Raw genomic sequence first — 16,248 nt, 5'->3', positions numbered from 1 at the left:
AAGAGCCCTTGCATTAGTAAAATGTTAAGGGCTTTTTTTTATGTACTGATATTAACTACATTTGCACTTCTAAAAAATAAGAAATAGTATGAAAAAACTAGTAATAACGCTTACAATCACTCTAATGGTGATCGCTTGTGGAGAAAAAAATGATGGGTTTGTTTTAAATGGAACGTTAAGAGGAGATGTGGCAGATGGCACAAAAGTTTTTCTTAAAACGGCCGGTGAAAACAATACCATAATAGAAGTAGATACTGCTACAATTACCGCTGGTAATTTTACCTTTAAAGGAGAACCAAAGTCCTTGGAACCACATGTTATACTTCTAGAAAACAGCAGAGATAATATGATGCTTTTTATTGAAAACGGAACCATAGAGTTATCTGCACATAAAGATAGTTTACGTAATGTTTCCATTATAGGAACTACGCAAAACGATGTGTTTACTTCTTTCAAAGAGGAGTCTAAAGCAATTGGAGAAAAAGGCATGTCTATTCAAAGTGATTATCAAAAGGCTGTTGCAACGCAGGATACCGCGACTATAAAAGCATTGCAAGAAGAAATGCAAGAAATACAAGAAGAAGGAAAAACCTTTGAAATTGCTTTTGCAAAAGAAAACCCAAATGCTGTAATTTCTGGTATGATCATTAATAGAATGTATGCTAGTAAAATCATAAGTGATGAGGAAGCAAAAGAAATGCTAAACAACCTAACAGAAGAGGTTAAAAACACTAAGGCAGCCAAATCTCTAATTGAAGCCTTGGAAGCTTCTAAGAGTACTGCAATAGGTGCAAAAGCTCCAGAATTTTCGGCACCTACGCCATCAGGAGAAGACTTAGCCTTGAAAGATGCTTTGGGTAAGGTAACTATTATCGATTTTTGGGCTGCATGGTGTGTTCCTTGTAGACAAGAAAATCCTAATGTTGTAAATGTTTACAACAAATACCATGAAAAAGGATTGAATATTATTGGAGTTTCTTTGGATAAAAATGCTGAAGAATGGAAAAAAGCAATTGCTGAAGATGGCTTGACTTGGTACCAGGTGTACAATGAAAAAAATGTACAAGAAATTGCTCAATTATACAGTGTAAATGCAATACCATCTACATTTATTCTCGATGAAAACGGAGTTATCATTGCGAAGAATCTAAGAGGAAAAGCATTGGAAGATAAAATGGCTGAATTACTACAGTAGTAGAATTTTTCAATCTTGAAAGAAGCTCAAAGTGCGTTACTGTACTTTGAGCTTTTTTTGTTTTAAAGTTTACCCATTTTAGCTAAAACGAACAGGATTATGATAGGTATAGCTAACAATATAACCATTAATGTATCGGTCACTAATAAAGACGGCATAAAAAGCAAGGTGGTTAAATATCCGCCAATAGCACCTCCAAAATGTGCAGTATGCCCTATATTACCTATCCGTTTTTTCATTCCGTAAATAGAATATAATAAATACCCAATACCTAGTACGTATGCTGGTAGTGGTATAGGAATAAACATGATCCCTAAACGCATATTAGGCTCTAATAAAATAGCAGCATACAAAACACCAGTTACGGCGCCACTTGCACCCACCGCTGTGTAGTAGGGTTCATCTTTGTGAAAAAACAATGCTAATAAACTCCCCGCTATTAGGCTAATTACATAGATAATTATAAATTTTATTGGGCCAAACCAATCAATACAGACATCTGCAAAAAAATACAAGGTAAACATGTTGAAAAAAAGATGGGACATATCTACATGTAAAAAACCTGAGGTCAACATTCGGTCTTTTTGTCCCGCATTAATGGCTCCAACTCCAAATTTATAGCGATCAAAAAACAATCTATCATTAAAACCTTTTAACGACACTAAAACATTTGCCACTATCAATACTATGGTAACCGGGTGTAAATTCATCATTGTAACTACTCTATTTGGCATCAAATATAACTATATTTGTCCTAATTTTATTTTGAATGCAGTTACTTATCTTTATTTTAATATTTCCCCTTCTTTGGATAGTTTCTATTCTTCCACACCGTATCTTTTACGGTGTTTCTGATATTGTCTTCTTCCTTGTTTATCATGTATTTGGATATCGAAAAAAAATAGTCTTAAGCAACCTAAAATTAACTTTTCCCGATAAAACAGATTCTGAACATAAAGAAATCCGAATTAAATTTTACAAACATATGTGTGATATGTTTATGGAAATGGTCAAGACCATGAACATGTCTAAGGAGGATGTAAAAAAAAGGTATAATGTTGTAAATATTGAACTCCTAAAAGAAATTGAAAAAGAAAAAAGTGTTTTAATTGTCTGCTCGCACTATGCCAACTGGGAATGGAATGTTAGTATCAATAATTATGTCAATTCTAAAGGGTACGCAGTTTATCAAAAAATAGGAAATAAGTATTTTGACCAATGGATAAAAAAAGTACGTTCTAGATGGAATACCACACCAATACTTCAGAAAGACACGGTAAAAACAGTACTTAATAACGAGAGAAATCATATACGGTCTGCTTACGGTATGGTCAGTGACCAATCGCCTCCTTATTCTAGAGCCCAATATTGGAGTAATTTTATGGGGCTTAACGTTCCCGTTTTTAATGGGGCCGAAGTATTGGCCAAAAAGTTAGATTTAGCGGTGGTATTTTTAAAGGTTACCAAAGCAAAACGCGGGTATTACAAGGCTGAGTTTATTCCGATAACACAGTCCGGAAAAAACACAGAAAAGAATGCTATAACTGATCAATTCTTAAAGCTTACAGAAGATCAAATTAGAACGCAACCAGAATATTATTTATGGACGCATAGACGTTGGAAACACGCAGGTAAAAAACCGAAGCACAACAAAGGCTAAAGTCTTAAGGAGTAAAAACAAGTGTAGCAACCACAATACAATGGTCACTGGCATAATTTTCACAAACCACTTCATAATCCAAAACCTTCCATTTGGCTGGCATATTGTATAGAATATGGTCAATGGTTATCGTAGGACCCGTAGCTGGATAGGTTCCTCCCCAAGCATTTTTATGCGCAGGTTTTGTAAATTTTTCACTTATTATTTTTATCGTTTCACTCGTTGGTTCTGCATTTAAATCGCCTACAATTAAAGTTGGATATTTCGTATTGCCCAAAGTATCCCGAATTGCCTTTGCTTGCATAATACGATCGGTCTCATCCTTTAAATGATCTAAATGTGTACCCACAAACTGGATGATATTTCCATTTTTAGTACGCACTCTCGTTACCAAAGCCGCTCTAGGCTCTGATTTCTCTAAATGGGGCAATGCAATATTTTCACTACCAATAAAACTTAAGGAAGACAAAACACCTTCTCCGTATTCACCGCCATCATAATACATGGCCCGCGCAAATAAGGAAGCCATTTTAGTTCGTATACCTAACTCGGTTGGCAAATCGTACTTTTTTGCTCTATTTGTCTTAAAATCCACTTCTTGTAAGGCAACTAAATCTGGCTTGTATTTGTTTATAACCCCTGCTATGGTATCCAAATTAAAATCGTTTTTGGTAGTAGCCCCATGCAATATATTGAAGCTCATTACCCGTAATGTGTCAGCTTGTGCATTTGTTCCACTATATACAAATAGGGCAATAAGCATCAATAGTATTTTTCTCATAATATTTTGTTTTTATAATCCTGCAATTTCTTTTATTTCTTCAATAATACGATCTGCCAAAGCATCGGCCTCATTCTGACTTTTAGCTTCTGTATAGATTCTTATAATAGGTTCTGTATTGGATTTACGCAAATGCACCCAATTCTCAGGAAAATCGATCTTAACACCGTCTATGGTAGAAACTTCTTCATTTTGGTATTTTAGGGCCATTCCCTTTAGAATACCATCCACATCTAATCCAGGCGTTAATTCAATTTTCTTTTTACTCATAAAATAACTCGGGTAACTTGCTCTTAATTCTGCAACAGTACCTCCTTTTTCTGCCATCAACATTAAAAACAAGGCAGAACCCACTAAAGAGTCTCTCCCGTAATGACTTTCAGGGTAAATAATACCGCCATTGCCTTCACCACCAATAATAGCGTTATTGGCTTTCATTTTTGTTACCACATTTACTTCACCAACAGCCGAAGCTTCATAGGTGCCACCGTGCTTTTCAGTAATATCTCTTAGCGCCCTTGAGGACGATAAATTAGAAACTGTATTCCCTTTGGTTTTTCCTAATACATAATCTGCACAGGCCACCAAGGTATATTCTTCACCAAACATTTCACCGTCATTACTAATAAATGCCAAACGATCTACATCTGGATCTACAACAATTCCAAAGTCGGCCTTTTCTTTAACAACCAACGCGCTGATGTCAGTTAAATGTTCCTTTAAGGGCTCTGGATTATGCGGAAAATGCCCAGTAGGCTCACAATATAATTTAACAACCTCTACTCCTAATTCTTCAAGGAGTCTAGGTATGGCAATACCTCCTGTTGAGTTTACGCCATCTACAACTACTTTAAATTTAGCGGCCTTTATTACTTCTTTATCAACCAAGGCTAAATCTAAGACTTCATCAATATGTATGTCTATATAGGAATCGTTTCTAGAAATAGTCCCCAAATCATCTACTTCAGAAAAAACAAACTCTTCTTTATCTGCAATTTCTAATATTTTTGCCCCTTGGGCTGCATCTAAGAATTCTCCTTTTTCATTTAAGAGCTTAAGTGCATTCCACTGTTTAGGATTATGGCTAGCGGTGAGAATTATTCCCCCATCTGCTGCTTCTAATGGGACTGCAATTTCTACCGTTGGTGTTGTAGATAAGTCTAAATCTATCACATCAATACCAAGACCTACTAAGGTAGAAACCACCAAGTTCTGAATCATTTCCCCAGACAAGCGGGCATCTCTACCAACCACGACCTTAAGTTTTTCCTTTTTTGAATATTCTTTAAGCCATGTTCCATAGGCAGCTGCAAATTTTACAGCATCTAAAGGGGTTAAATTCTCTGAAGGCTTACCTCCTATTGTTCCTCGTATTCCTGAAATTGATTTTATTAATGTCATTTTTTTACTTAAAATTTTAACAAATATACATATACAAAAGTAATTGTTCTGCTTTGAATTTGTAAATTCGGTTTATGAATTTTTTAGCACATATTTACCTTTCTTTTGAAGACGATGAGATCACCATTGGCAATTTTATTGCGGATAGTATACGGGGCAATAAGTTTAAACATCTACCAGAACGCGTTCAAAAAGGAATTCTGCTGCACAGGGCTATCGATTCATTTACAGATTCGCACAAAACGGTTCGCAAAAGCACCAAACGACTCCATAAGAATTACAGTCATTACAGTGGTGTTATTGTCGATATTTTTTACGACCATTTTTTAGCTAAGAATTGGAAGACCTATTCTGACACTCCTCTAGACGAATTTGTAGAGAATTTTTATGACTTATTAGAAGATAACTACACGATATTACCTGAAGGCACCAAACGGATGATGCCCTATATGATTGCTGATAACTGGATATTTAATTACTCTAAATTGGCGGGTATTTCTAGAGTATTAGACGGGGTGAACAGGCGCACCAAAAACAAATCTAAAATGAATTTTGCTATTCTGGACTTAAAAGAACATTATGAAGAATTTGAAGGGGAGTTTAGCTCCTTTTTTGAAGAACTCACTGTTTTTGCCAAGCAAAAGTATACTTCCTTGCGTGAGGAATAGGTAGTTTCTTATATTGAAGGCTCTATACAGATAAGGTCAATTAAAGTTAGGTATATTTCTAGTCATCCCAACTTTTGATAGTAAATAGCCAGAATTAGAGCAAAAATTAAAACAAATAACATTTTCTCATAAGAATGGTATATTATTTCGGTATTTCTCATTCCATACGGCTTTGAAATTCTTACCAATTATTGCATTTTTGCTTTAAAATAGCACATCGCTATTCATCCAATTAAATACCAACAGAATGGCTTATAAATTACAAATCCCGCAAGGGTATAATCCGCAATTAAATTTGCAAGAAACAGAACAAGCAATTAAATTGATAAAAGATTTTTTTGAGCTTAGTTTATCCTCTGAATTGAGATTAAGAAGAATTACAGCTCCTCTATTTGTAAAAAAAGGTTCTGGAATTAATGATGACCTTAGTGGAATTGAACGCGCTGTAAGCTTTCCAATTAAGGAAATGAATGACGTAGAAGCTGAAATTGTTCATTCACTTGCCAAGTGGAAAAGACTTGCATTGGCTACCTTAGAAATTGAGTCTGGTTATGGGGTGTATACTGATATGAATGCCTTGCGTCCTGATGAAGTTTTCTCTAACATACATTCTATATATGTAGATCAGTGGGATTGGGAGCGCGTGGTTACTGCAGAAGAGAGAACAACGGATTTCCTAACCTATATTGTAACAAAAATTTATAGCATATTAAGAAGGGTTGAATATGTGGTTTATGAACGTTACCCTCAAATGAAACCTGTTCTTCCGGAAGAAATAACCTTTATTCATACGCAAGAATTGGCAGAACAATACCCAGATCTTTCGCCAAATGAAAGGGAAACCGAGGCTGCAAAAAAATATGGGGCAATATTTATTATTGGCATTGGAGCTCAACTTCCTGAAGGAAACAAGCATGATGATAGAGCTCCCGATTATGACGACTGGAGCACCGAATCTGAAAATGGTCAAAAAGGTCTGAATGGTGATATTGTTCTTTGGAATCCTGTACTTGAAAGAGCTTTTGAGATCTCTTCCATGGGAATTCGAGTGGATAAAGAGGCGTTAAACAAGCAATTAGCCATTGCGGGGGCAGAAGACAGAAAAGAATTAATGTGGCATAAAATGCTGCTGAATGATGAACTTCCGTTATCCATTGGAGGAGGAATAGGTCAGTCTCGCTTGTGTATGTTTTTCTTAAAAAAAGCACATATTGGAGAGATTCAAACCAGTATCTGGCCTGAGGATATGCTAAAAGAATGCAAGCAAGGAAACATTCCTATTTTATTTTAAAACTTCAATATAATTCCAAAAAAAATGGCTACCGATGAGCTGGGTAGCCATTTTTTTATGGAATAAGTAAAAGCTTGTAACTTTTTTAGGTTGCGAATAACCTCTTAATTCGCTTTAAAGGAGCCTAAACAAACATCGCCTACCTTTTGGGCTTACGGTTTGTTAATGTAATGCAGAGGATGCCACTAAATGTACTATAAGCCTATGAAAATATAATTATTTCTTCTTATTGCGCTTGTTGTAGTTTTTATCCCCTTTGGTCTTTGGCTTTTTATATTTTCGAGCAATTTCAAACTTATAAGACCCACCCTTGTTTACCTTTTGATTTTTTTCTTTCTTATCATGAAAGCTAGCCCCTTTTTCTTCCTGGTTTATATTTATAGGATTATGGTGCTCTAAAATCTTTGGACGCTCTTCAGGTATTAAGTCTGTTGAGATTTCTACAGTTTCAGGAATTTCTAATGCCGGAATGGTATATTCCATAAGGGCTTCAATAGCATCCTTGTATTCTTCTTCCTTTTCGGTATAAAACAAAATAGCATTTCCTTGTTCTTCCGCTCTACCGGTTCTACCAATACGGTGCATGTAGTTTTCAGGAAAAGTAGGGGTGTCAAAATTAATGACATGTGATATTTTATCCAAATCCAACCCACGTGCCATTACATCTGTAGTTACTAAAATTCGGTTTTTCCCTTCATCAAATTGATTTATAGAACGAATTCTATAATTCTGGGTTTTATTGGAGTGAATAACACATAGTTCTTCGGAAAATATCTCATCCAAACCTTTAAATAGTCGGTCTGCAAAGCGTTTATTCGCCACAAAAACCAATACTTTTTTATAAGTTTCACTGTCTTTTAAGAGATGTACTAATAAATTAACCTTGGTGTAAAAATTTGGAACCGCGTACTGGGTTTGGTGAATATTATCTAAGGGAGTACCACTAACCGCAATAGAGACTTTTTCTGGGTTTATAAAAAAATCATTGATTAATACCTCTACATCATCAGTCATTGTAGCAGAAAACATGATGTTTTGCCTGCGTGTAGGTAGCAATTCAAAAATATTGGTAATCTGAAAACGAAAGCCCAAATCTAGCATGACATCTACTTCATCGATCACCAATTTCTTAATAGACTTCAGCTGTAAGGCGCGCGACAAAACAAGATCGTACAAACGCCCTGGTGTCGCTACAATAATATCTGCTCCTTGAGACACCATTTGTGCCTGGGTGTTCATATTTGTCCCCCCATACACCCCCATAACCCTTACATTGATGTACTTGGCAAAACTATTAATCTGTTCTACTACCTGTAGCACCAATTCTCGAGTGGGTACCAAAACAAGAACACGTGGTGTGAGCTGTTTTGAAAATTCTAAATCTTGTAAAATGGGAAGCATATAGGCAAAGGTTTTCCCTGTACCTGTTTGTGCTATACCTACCATATCCTTTCCTGAAAGAACTACAGAAAAAGCTTCTTTTTGAATTGGGGTTGGTGTGGTAAATCCTAAATCATCTATGGCGTAATGCAGCTGTTTTTTAAGCTTGAATTCAGAGAAAGATTCCATTTTCTTTAATTTTATATAAAGTTACAAGATAATACCTACTAGATTCTAGTAGGAATATTAAATCTAAAAAAAAGCAGTCATAAAAATGACCGCTTTTTAAATATGATTTTGAGTTAAATTAAATTTAAACTCTTTTTACACGTACAGCATTCATTCCTTTCATTCCTCTTTCAAGTTCAAAAGAAACTTTGTCGTTTTCAGCAATTTCGTCTACTAAACCACTAACGTGTACAAAATATTTTTCGTTGTTTTCTGAATCAATAATAAATCCAAATCCTTTAGAGGTATCAAAGAAAGATACTTTTCCTTGTCTTACAGGATCTTCTTCTTCCCCTTCAACTTTCTTAGGAATACCAATGATAATGCTTTCAGCATCTACTTTAACTTTCTTGGTTGGATCTGGTGGAGTATCGGTAAGATGTCCATTTTCATCAACATAAGCAAGCATATCCTCAAAGTCTCCACCTTTAGAATTTGCTTTTCTTTCTACTTTACGCTTAGCTTTTTCTTCGCGCTTTTTTAATCGTTTTTTTTCTTTTTCTTTTTTACCGAATGTCTGTTGCGATCTCGCCATTAATATTTACTGTTTTTAGAATAGTACTTAGCCTATAAGGCTCTAATTAAAAGGAATTGAGTAAATACCATGGGCGACTTTTCTTCATACAACTGTCTAAAAGATTTAGAATCAGTATTTATTGGGAACCACTTAAAAGTATTTAAACTTTTGCTTTTAGGATACAAAGATACAACTTTTAGCGCAAAAATTAAAATTACCTATTTTAATAATTATGGATAGAGTATGCTTTTTACATTCTGATGCAAAGTTGGTATCACTTCTTCCTTAAACCACTCATTTTTAGCCTGCCAAATATTATTTCTAGGTGATGGATGAGGCAACACAAAATACTCCGGCAGGTATTCGGTGTAATTTTTAACGGTTTCGGTGAGAGTACGCTTAGCGCTGTTCTTTAAATAATAGTCTTGCGCATACTTCCCAACCAATAGAATTAATTGTTTATTTTCAATTTTATCCAAAAGCTGCTTATGCCATAAAGGAGCACATTCTGTTGTTGGAGGTAAATCGCCCGACTTCCCTTTCCCTGGATAGCAAAACCCCATAGGCAATAAAGCAACCTTGGAAGGATCATAAAAATCAGCAACCGTAATCCCCATCCAATTTCTAAGATTCTTGCCACTTTTATCATCCCAAGGAATTCCGGTTTTATGCACAATACTGCCTGGAGCCTGGCCAATTATAATGATTTTACTACTGACGGCTGCACTTACAATGGGGCGCGGACCCAATGGCAACTTGTAGGCACAAAATGTACATTTTTTAATCGTATTCAGAAGTTCTTCCAAAATAGATACTTTTTTATGTAATCATTTTTAAACTTTCGTAATTTTACTCTAATTTACATTATAAATTATTAGATCACTTTAAATTTTAAAATGAAGCATTGCACAATAAATGATAAATGGACATACAACGGTATGAAAGTGGTTTTTCTTGAAAACGAATTTTTAAAAATAGGGATTTTAGTTGATCGTGGCAGTGATATATTTCAATTTACATACAAGCCCACAGCAACAGATTTGTTGCTGAAGTTGGATAAAGATATTCTGAATCCTAATGCTATTATTACCCAAATGCGTAATACAAACAATCAGTTTGAAGATTATTACTACGGGGGTTGGCAAGAAATTTTACCCAACACACCCGCTATGCACCATAGAAATACTAGTTTAGGTCAACACGGGGAGGTTTCTTTAATTCCTTGGGATTATACTATTCTTCATAATTCTGAAGAAGAAGTTAAATTAAAAGTGTGGACCAGACCCTTACGTTACCCTATTTTAATAGAAAAAACACTCAGTATCAAAAGAGGTGACACTAAACTATATATTGAAGAAACACTAACCAATGAGTCGGACACAAAACTACATCTTATGTGGGGTCATCATATTGCCTTTGGTATTCCCTTCTTAAAAAATGGGGCTACTATAGAAACGAGTGCCACCAAATTTATAGCCAAAGGAGCAGTTGCCAAAACCGCGCTCTATACCCAAGATTTGGTTCAAGATTGGCCCCTAGTTGAAGCTACGGACGGAAAAAAAATAGATGCTAGTATTATAGAAAAACTACCTTCTAAAAGTTTTGCAGATATGGCTTTTTTAACTGACTTTAAAGAGGAAGCCTACTATAAAATACAGACAGATACGATGAGTTTTTCGGTGCATTGGGATAAAAAAGTCTTTAAAAACTTATGGTATTGGCAAGAACGCTATGCCGAACAAAACTCTCCCTGGTGGGGCAAAACCTATGCTGTTGCCTTAGAACCTTGGAGTAGTGATTGGCATCCGAATCCCGATCAAAATTTTAAAGAAAAGGAATGGCTACAACTAGAACCTAGGGAAGTTTTAAACACTGCGTTACACACAGAATGCTCTAATTAATCTTGCAGCTCTGTATCGTATAACTCCTTTAAAATAGTTTCAGCGGAATTTAAATGCTTTTGTAGCAGTTAAACGATTGTAATCTTAAAAATAAGTCCTTGGTTTTCTTGAATAATGGCAACAAATTTATCCTCCTTGGTCATAGTTAGATTCCCTTTAAAACATTAGTGTGTAGCACTTGAGAAAAATCACATTTTTCTCCATAAAAAAACCTCTAGCATAAAAAAGATAGAGGTTGTACTGAAAAATACTGATGCAAAAGATTATTCAAAAAGGCCAATGTCTAAGCCAGGTAAAAGTTTCATTGCGTTCTTATAGTATAATTTTTTAAGGACTTCATCTGGTAAACCTAAGCCGTACATGGCCCAAAATGCATGGTATTTTTTATAGTATGGGAAGTACTCATCCGAGGTTTCTAGCACCCTAAAATACATTGGGAATTCTTCTGGTTTCCAACTATCCTTTCCAAACAAAACCCTATCCTGATACTTTGCAAAAAAAGCATTGGCGTTTTTTGGTTGCCTTCCTAGTTCTGCAATAACAGCACCAATACCAACATACATATTTGGCATTTCATCTAAGAGCTGTCCTAACTTATCAAGGTTATTTGCATACCAGCCCATATGGGCGTTTATGAATTTCGTTTTTGGGTGCTTTTTAAACATATTGTGTTGTTCTTCAATTATTTGCTCCCAAGGAACAGGGTTCGTAGCAGAACGCTTTCTTCTAGGGTGCGTTTTAAGCTCTAACCACCTTTCATTATCACTATCTTGTGCATCCCAAAAAGATTTTGGATCGGCTGAGTGTATCAATACCGGAATATTTAAGTCGGCACATTTTTTCCAAATGGGATCTAAGCGGGCATCATCAACTGCAATTCGATTTCCATCCGTATCCTTATTGTTTAAACCTAAGCTTTTGAATACTTTTAAACCTTTAGCACCATTCTTAACATCAGTTTCCAATTGTTGAGCTGCCTTTTTACCCCAACCAGGACTCCCTACATCCTTAAAATCTACATTTGCAAAAACAACAAATCTATTGGGGTAGTTGGCATTAATATTAGCAACTATATTTTTAATATTATCACCAGATCCCCCACTTAAATTTACCATCACTCCCATATGCATGGCATCCATATCTTTGATTAAAGCAGATAAATCTTGCGTTGCCATTCGGTATTGATGACTATGAATATCTATAAAGGGAAATTTAGCCCTGTTAACTTCATTTTTAGGAACAACTAAGGTAGAAGTAGGATTGTATTCCTCAAAACCCATTTCTTGGGCTGAACCAAAATTAAAAACTAAAAACGTAAAAATTGCAATCTGATATTGTTTCATAAACCTTACATTAACTTGTTATAATCTTCTATTGTATCTATATCTTTTTCTTTTCCTTTGGGATCTAAAGATAGCGTATCTAAGGGATACTTCTTCAAAATTTCTTTGGCACCAAAATCATGGTTTAATTCTTTTAATTCTGAAAAATAACGCTTACTAAAAATAGCGGGTACCCCTACCCTTTTCCCATAGCTTGTGGCAACAATACTTTTCCCTGATTCCTTATAGGAGGCAATCATTTTAGACAAATAAATACTATCTATTAGTGGCTGATCTGCCAGCATCACTACTATTTCAGTATAATTTTTCCGACTCTTTTCAATTTGTGTAATTCCAAATGCCAATGTATTTCCCAACCCCTTACGCCACTCATTATTAACAAAGCAGGGGTCATTTTTTAGCTGTATTTCTGTGGTTATTTTTGTAGCGTTTGCACCTAAAACAATAAATAAATCGGTATTTTCTACCGCCTTAGCTTCCATAATTGCATGGCCCAAGAGGGTCGTATGCTTCCATGGCAACAGTTGTTTTGGTGAACCCATTCTACTGGAAGCACCTGCTGCCAAAATTAAGATTGCAATAGCTGTGTTTTCATGGCTCATTAGTTGTGTATCTTGGAGGTACTATCTTTTAAAAACTTGGGCGTTCGTTTACGTTGAACCGCCAAAATCTCAGCTATTATAGCCACTGCTATTTCTTGTGGTGTTTGTGCACCAATGTCTAATCCAGCAGGACCGTGGATATTTTCTAAAAACGCTTCGGATACTTCCGGAAACTGCTCAATAAATTCATTCAATAATTTTTCACGTCTAGATACAGGTCCCAAAAAACCAATATAAGCAGGAATGGTATGTTTTAATGCCAGTAAATAGCCTACATCCTTGGCGAAACTATGCGTCATTAATACAATTGCCGTTTGATTGTCGATCTCTGAAACATCCAATGCTTCTGGAGTTGTTACCTGCATACGCTCGGCTCCAGGGAAATCATCCACCGTTTTTTCTTCGGTGGGAATGGTACATACGGTTACCTCCCATCCTGTTAATGCTGCATAAGAACATAATTGCACTGCATCATGTTCTGCGCCAATGATAAGCAATCGAAAACACGGCTCCATTTGCTGGTGAAAAATCTGAAGATCATTAGATGCACTTAAATGCTCTGCAACACTCATTTTTTTATCTAAAAACGTAAAAAACGATCCAAATTTAGGATTTTCAGCTGCATTTAGTTCAAAATATGAGGTAATTGAAAATGAGTTTCTTTGCGCTATTGTGTCCCAAAAAGTGGCTAAAAAATCTGGAGTGGGATTAAAAGGTTCTATTAATAGGTAAATAATTCCCTCACAGCCCAACCGATACCTACCGTCATAGGACATTACCTTAGCCATTCCTGAGCTAAAAACGGAATCTGCCTGCTTAGCTATTTCCTTTTCTACACAACCACCACTTACCGCTCCTATGGTTTGCCCATTTTCTAGGATTAACATCCGAACTCCGGGCTTTCTATAAGACGAACCATCTAAGGCAACAACAGTCACTAAAACAGAGGATAACCCTTTGTACTTTGCTTTTTCAAAGGCGCTTATTATAATCTTTAATTCGTGCGTCATTTAAATTATTCTTCTAGTAGACAAAAAAGGTACACTTTCTCCCTTACAATATTCATTTAGTTTTGGCTCTAACCGAATAAAACCATCGCAATTTGCTAAGCTTGTTAAATCTCCAGAACCATTTTCTTGAATTCTATTCGCAATTAATTTACCCTGAATCGCACCAACTTTAACTCGTAGAAAAAGAGTTAAGTCGCTCTTATTTTCAATGGGTTCATCTAAAATTACAGTATTTACTAGGATTGGTAATCCCAGGGATTTCGCCAACCAATCTTTAAAGTAAATATGGTAATTAGCAAAGGTTGATGCAGGATTTCCCGGAAACGAGAATAAAACAGTATTTGTAGGCCTATGCACACCAAACCAAAATGGTTTGCCCGGACGCTGCATAACCCTATGAAAGATTTTGGTAACTCCTAATTCCTCCATAACCTCAGGTAGATAATCAAACTTCCCCTTGCTTACACCCCCACTAATTAACAAAACATCATTCTCTTGCAAGGCAGTATTCAGGGCTTTCTTTATAGCGTCCTTACTATCCTTTAAATGCAATAATTCTGGTACAATTCCTTCTTCAAAAAGTGCGGCATACAATGAATTTACGTTCGATTTACGAATTTGATACGGCAAGGGCAATTCATGCACATCAACAAGTTCATTACCCGTGGAAATGGCTGCTATTTTTGGGCGTATTTTCACCCAAACTTCCGATTTTCCAACAGCAGATAGTACTCCTATTTCAGCAGCTGTAATTTTTTTGTTTTTAGACAAGACAATAGCTCCCTTTGCTTTATCGCTCCCTTTAAGATGTATGTTTTGCCCTTTTAGGGGCTTCTTATTAAGTTTGGCTACCCCATTATCAATAGTGATATGTTCATACATTACCACAACATTGGTACTTTTGGGAACTACAGCCCCCGTCATAATTTCTACACAGTTTGTGGTTTCAATTAACTCAATCGTAGGACTTCCAGCCGCAATAACGGCTTCAATAACAAAAGATGTATGCCCCTTTTCAAGGGCAGCATAATGAAGTGCAATTCCATCTTTTGTAGCTCTATTAAATGGTGGAAAATCCCTGTCTGCTACAATATCTTCAGCCAAAACCCTACCCATTGCTTGGTGCAACAGCACTTTTTCCGTACCATAATCAACAGTATGTTTCAAAACATTTGTATAAGCTTCTTTTGTTGTAATCATACTTATTTTGCAGTTAGTAAACCTTTGTAGGCATTAATGCCACCGTCAATATTTATAACGGAGATCTTATCCTCCAGCAATAGTTGCTGGGCTATTCTACTTCTTTTGCCAGACTGACAGATGACATAAACAAGGCTGTCTTTTTTTATTTTAGCCTGATGGAACCCTAAGTCCGCCAAGGGAATATGAGTTGAATTTGGTAAGTGATACTCTTGGTATTCTAAAACTGTACGCACATCTAACAATTGAAAATTATCCTTATTTACTAGGGCTTTTTGAAAATCTTGGATTGCAATTGAGGGTCCAATGGAACAGGGCGAACTGCCATAGGATTCTTCCAAGGAAGTACGCTCTAAATTTGCCGTAACCAACTTAAATTTTATGTTTTGATACGATTGATGTAATCCATTAAACAATAATAACCTTCCAGATAATACCTCACCTATTCCTGTAATCACTTTCACGGTTTCCAAGGCCTGTAAGTTGCCTATGATTCCAGGTATAACTCCCAAAACACCATTATCATTGCAATTGGGTATTTCGGAATCAGCCGGCATGGTAGGAAACAAGCAGCGGTACGTTGGTCCGCCATTGTAATTAAAAACACTTAATTGCCCTTCAAAACCCTGAATAGCCCCCGAAACAAAGGTTTTTTTCAACAGTACACAGGCATCGTTAATTAAATATCTTGTCGCAAAATTATCAGAAGCATCTACGACTAGATCGAATTCTGCTATAATGTCTAAAGCGTTTTCTCGGGTTAAAAAAGTATGAAATGGCTTAAAAATTGTTGTGCTATTCTGGGCTTGTAATTTCCCTAAAGCCGTTGCGAGTTTGGGCGCACCCACCTCATTTTCGGCATACAATACTTGCCTTTGCAAATTGGTAACATCAATAGTATCGGCCTCTACCATCCCTAAAGTGCCAACCCCCATAGCGTTTAAATATTGCAATACAGGAATTCCCAAGCCACCAACGCCAATAACCAAAACTTTCGCTTTTGACAATTTTTCTTGTGCAGCTACACCAAATTCCTTTAAGACCGTTTGCCTTTGGTACCTCATTCTTTAC

At 36.0% G+C, this 16,248-nt stretch carries 16 protein-coding genes; 5 read left to right on the top strand and 11 right to left on the bottom strand.

The window, feature by feature from the left end; all coding sequences use genetic code 11:
- Nucleotides 1-88 precede the first annotated feature (88 nt).
- Entirely contained in the window at nucleotides 89-1,195 is a 1,107-nt protein-coding gene (locus tag MWU65_RS13410; protein ID WP_247078666.1) for a TlpA disulfide reductase family protein, read from the top strand.
- Nucleotides 1,196-1,257: 62 nt separating this feature from the next.
- Here the strand turns inward: MWU65_RS13410 and MWU65_RS13405 are convergent, their stop codons facing one another.
- Complete coding sequence (locus tag MWU65_RS13405; RefSeq protein ID WP_247078750.1) at nucleotides 1,258-1,905, bottom strand: rhomboid family intramembrane serine protease; 648 nt, start codon at nucleotides 1,903-1,905, stop codon at nucleotides 1,258-1,260.
- Nucleotides 1,906-1,964: 59 nt separating this feature from the next.
- On the opposite strand from MWU65_RS13405, the gene MWU65_RS13400 reads away from it, so the two are divergent.
- Nucleotides 1,965-2,855 carry a lysophospholipid acyltransferase family protein gene (locus MWU65_RS13400; protein WP_247078665.1) on the top strand — a complete coding sequence of 297 codons (891 nt, stop codon included), beginning with the start codon at nucleotides 1,965-1,967 and terminating at the stop codon, nucleotides 2,853-2,855.
- Nucleotides 2,856-2,859: 4 nt separating this feature from the next.
- Here MWU65_RS13400 and MWU65_RS13395 read toward each other — a convergent pair whose 3' ends face one another.
- Nucleotides 2,860-3,636 carry an endonuclease/exonuclease/phosphatase family protein gene (locus MWU65_RS13395; RefSeq protein ID WP_247078663.1) on the bottom strand — a complete coding sequence of 259 codons (777 nt, stop codon included), beginning with the start codon at nucleotides 3,634-3,636 and terminating at the stop codon, nucleotides 2,860-2,862.
- A gap of 12 nt (nucleotides 3,637-3,648) precedes the next feature.
- Complete coding sequence (glmM, locus tag MWU65_RS13390; RefSeq protein WP_247078662.1) at nucleotides 3,649-5,037, bottom strand: phosphoglucosamine mutase; 1,389 nt, start codon at nucleotides 5,035-5,037, stop codon at nucleotides 3,649-3,651.
- A 74-nt stretch (nucleotides 5,038-5,111) separates the two neighbouring features.
- Here glmM and MWU65_RS13385 point away from each other — a divergent pair, with 74 nt between their 5' ends.
- Together MWU65_RS13385 and asnA are read left to right on the top strand one after the other, a co-directional pair.
- Nucleotides 5,112-5,705 carry an acyl carrier protein phosphodiesterase gene (locus tag MWU65_RS13385; protein WP_247078660.1) on the top strand — a complete coding sequence of 198 codons (594 nt, stop codon included), beginning with the start codon at nucleotides 5,112-5,114 and terminating at the stop codon, nucleotides 5,703-5,705.
- A gap of 247 nt (nucleotides 5,706-5,952) precedes the next feature.
- Entirely contained in the window at nucleotides 5,953-6,996 is a 1,044-nt protein-coding gene (gene asnA / locus MWU65_RS13380; RefSeq protein WP_247078659.1) for an aspartate--ammonia ligase, read from the top strand.
- A 216-nt stretch (nucleotides 6,997-7,212) separates the two neighbouring features.
- Here asnA and MWU65_RS13375 read toward each other — a convergent pair whose 3' ends face one another.
- The 3 genes from MWU65_RS13375 to MWU65_RS13365 form a co-directional block, all read right to left on the bottom strand.
- Nucleotides 7,213-8,565, bottom strand: coding sequence for a DEAD/DEAH box helicase (locus MWU65_RS13375; RefSeq protein WP_247078658.1), 1,353 nt, complete (start codon nucleotides 8,563-8,565; stop codon nucleotides 7,213-7,215).
- A gap of 124 nt (nucleotides 8,566-8,689) precedes the next feature.
- Complete coding sequence (locus MWU65_RS13370) at nucleotides 8,690-9,139, bottom strand: cold shock domain-containing protein (protein WP_247078657.1); 450 nt, start codon at nucleotides 9,137-9,139, stop codon at nucleotides 8,690-8,692.
- Between the two features lie 212 nt (nucleotides 9,140-9,351).
- Nucleotides 9,352-9,927 carry a uracil-DNA glycosylase family protein gene (locus tag MWU65_RS13365; protein ID WP_247078656.1) on the bottom strand — a complete coding sequence of 192 codons (576 nt, stop codon included), beginning with the start codon at nucleotides 9,925-9,927 and terminating at the stop codon, nucleotides 9,352-9,354.
- Nucleotides 9,928-10,017: 90 nt separating this feature from the next.
- Between MWU65_RS13365 and MWU65_RS13360 the strand changes: the two genes are divergently transcribed.
- Nucleotides 10,018-11,022: a DUF4432 family protein gene (locus MWU65_RS13360; protein WP_247078655.1), complete on the top strand. Its 1,005-nt coding sequence runs from the start codon at nucleotides 10,018-10,020 to the stop codon at nucleotides 11,020-11,022.
- Between the two features lie 263 nt (nucleotides 11,023-11,285).
- Here the strand turns inward: MWU65_RS13360 and MWU65_RS13355 are convergent, their stop codons facing one another.
- Genes MWU65_RS13355 through MWU65_RS13335 form a run of 5 tightly spaced genes read right to left on the bottom strand, consistent with a single transcriptional unit; the run spans nucleotide 11,286 to nucleotide 16,241 of the window.
- A complete protein-coding gene (locus MWU65_RS13355; protein ID WP_247078654.1) occupies nucleotides 11,286-12,365 on the bottom strand; it encodes an amidohydrolase family protein in 1,080 nt (359 codons plus the stop codon).
- A gap of 5 nt (nucleotides 12,366-12,370) precedes the next feature.
- Nucleotides 12,371-12,967 (bottom strand): nucleotidyltransferase family protein, encoded by a 597-nt coding sequence (locus MWU65_RS13350; protein WP_247078652.1) that lies wholly within the window; start codon nucleotides 12,965-12,967, stop codon nucleotides 12,371-12,373.
- Nucleotides 12,967-13,977 carry an XdhC/CoxI family protein gene (locus MWU65_RS13345; protein WP_247078650.1) on the bottom strand — a complete coding sequence of 337 codons (1,011 nt, stop codon included), beginning with the start codon at nucleotides 13,975-13,977 and terminating at the stop codon, nucleotides 12,967-12,969. Before MWU65_RS13345 ends, MWU65_RS13350 begins: the two co-directional genes overlap by 1 nt.
- On the bottom strand, nucleotides 13,978-15,177 hold the full coding sequence (locus MWU65_RS13340) for a molybdopterin molybdotransferase MoeA (protein WP_247078648.1): 1,200 nt from the start codon (nucleotides 15,175-15,177) through the stop codon (nucleotides 13,978-13,980).
- A gap of 2 nt (nucleotides 15,178-15,179) precedes the next feature.
- The gene (locus tag MWU65_RS13335; RefSeq protein WP_247078646.1) at nucleotides 15,180-16,241 is read right to left on the bottom strand and encodes a HesA/MoeB/ThiF family protein; all 1,062 of its coding nucleotides are present in this window, start codon (nucleotides 16,239-16,241) and stop codon (nucleotides 15,180-15,182) included.
- Between the last annotated feature and the right edge of the window lie 7 nt (nucleotides 16,242-16,248).

The organism is Cellulophaga sp. F20128 (assembly GCF_023015805.1).
In the GTDB taxonomy this organism is placed as follows: Bacteria; Bacteroidota; Bacteroidia; order Flavobacteriales; family Flavobacteriaceae; genus Cellulophaga.
The sequence above is the reverse complement of the archived record's forward strand: the minus strand, read 5'-3'. Positions and strand labels throughout refer to the sequence as shown.

What these genes read in the sequence shown, in the direction of transcription:
- MWU65_RS13340 (WP_247078648.1), bottom strand. Translation starts at nt 15,177, where the DNA reads ATGATTACAACAAAAGAAGCTTATACAAATGTTTTGAAACATACTGTT.
- asnA (WP_247078659.1), top strand. Translation starts at nt 5,953, where the DNA reads ATGGCTTATAAATTACAAATCCCGCAAGGGTATAATCCGCAATTAAAT.
- MWU65_RS13345 (WP_247078650.1), bottom strand. Translation starts at nt 13,977, where the DNA reads ATGACGCACGAATTAAAGATTATAATAAGCGCCTTTGAAAAAGCAAAG.
- MWU65_RS13375 (WP_247078658.1), bottom strand. Translation starts at nt 8,565, where the DNA reads ATGGAATCTTTCTCTGAATTCAAGCTTAAAAAACAGCTGCATTACGCC.
- MWU65_RS13400 (WP_247078665.1), top strand. Translation starts at nt 1,965, where the DNA reads ATGCAGTTACTTATCTTTATTTTAATATTTCCCCTTCTTTGGATAGTT.
- MWU65_RS13410 (WP_247078666.1), top strand. Translation starts at nt 89, where the DNA reads ATGAAAAAACTAGTAATAACGCTTACAATCACTCTAATGGTGATCGCT.
- MWU65_RS13395 (WP_247078663.1), bottom strand. Translation starts at nt 3,636, where the DNA reads ATGAGAAAAATACTATTGATGCTTATTGCCCTATTTGTATATAGTGGA.
- MWU65_RS13405 (WP_247078750.1), bottom strand. Translation starts at nt 1,905, where the DNA reads ATGAATTTACACCCGGTTACCATAGTATTGATAGTGGCAAATGTTTTA.
- MWU65_RS13350 (WP_247078652.1), bottom strand. Translation starts at nt 12,967, where the DNA reads ATGAGCCATGAAAACACAGCTATTGCAATCTTAATTTTGGCAGCAGGT.
- MWU65_RS13335 (WP_247078646.1), bottom strand. Translation starts at nt 16,241, where the DNA reads ATGAGGTACCAAAGGCAAACGGTCTTAAAGGAATTTGGTGTAGCTGCA.
- MWU65_RS13385 (WP_247078660.1), top strand. Translation starts at nt 5,112, where the DNA reads ATGAATTTTTTAGCACATATTTACCTTTCTTTTGAAGACGATGAGATC.
- MWU65_RS13370 (WP_247078657.1), bottom strand. Translation starts at nt 9,139, where the DNA reads ATGGCGAGATCGCAACAGACATTCGGTAAAAAAGAAAAAGAAAAAAAA.
- glmM (WP_247078662.1), bottom strand. Translation starts at nt 5,037, where the DNA reads ATGACATTAATAAAATCAATTTCAGGAATACGAGGAACAATAGGAGGT.
- MWU65_RS13355 (WP_247078654.1), bottom strand. Translation starts at nt 12,365, where the DNA reads ATGAAACAATATCAGATTGCAATTTTTACGTTTTTAGTTTTTAATTTT.
- MWU65_RS13360 (WP_247078655.1), top strand. Translation starts at nt 10,018, where the DNA reads ATGAAGCATTGCACAATAAATGATAAATGGACATACAACGGTATGAAA.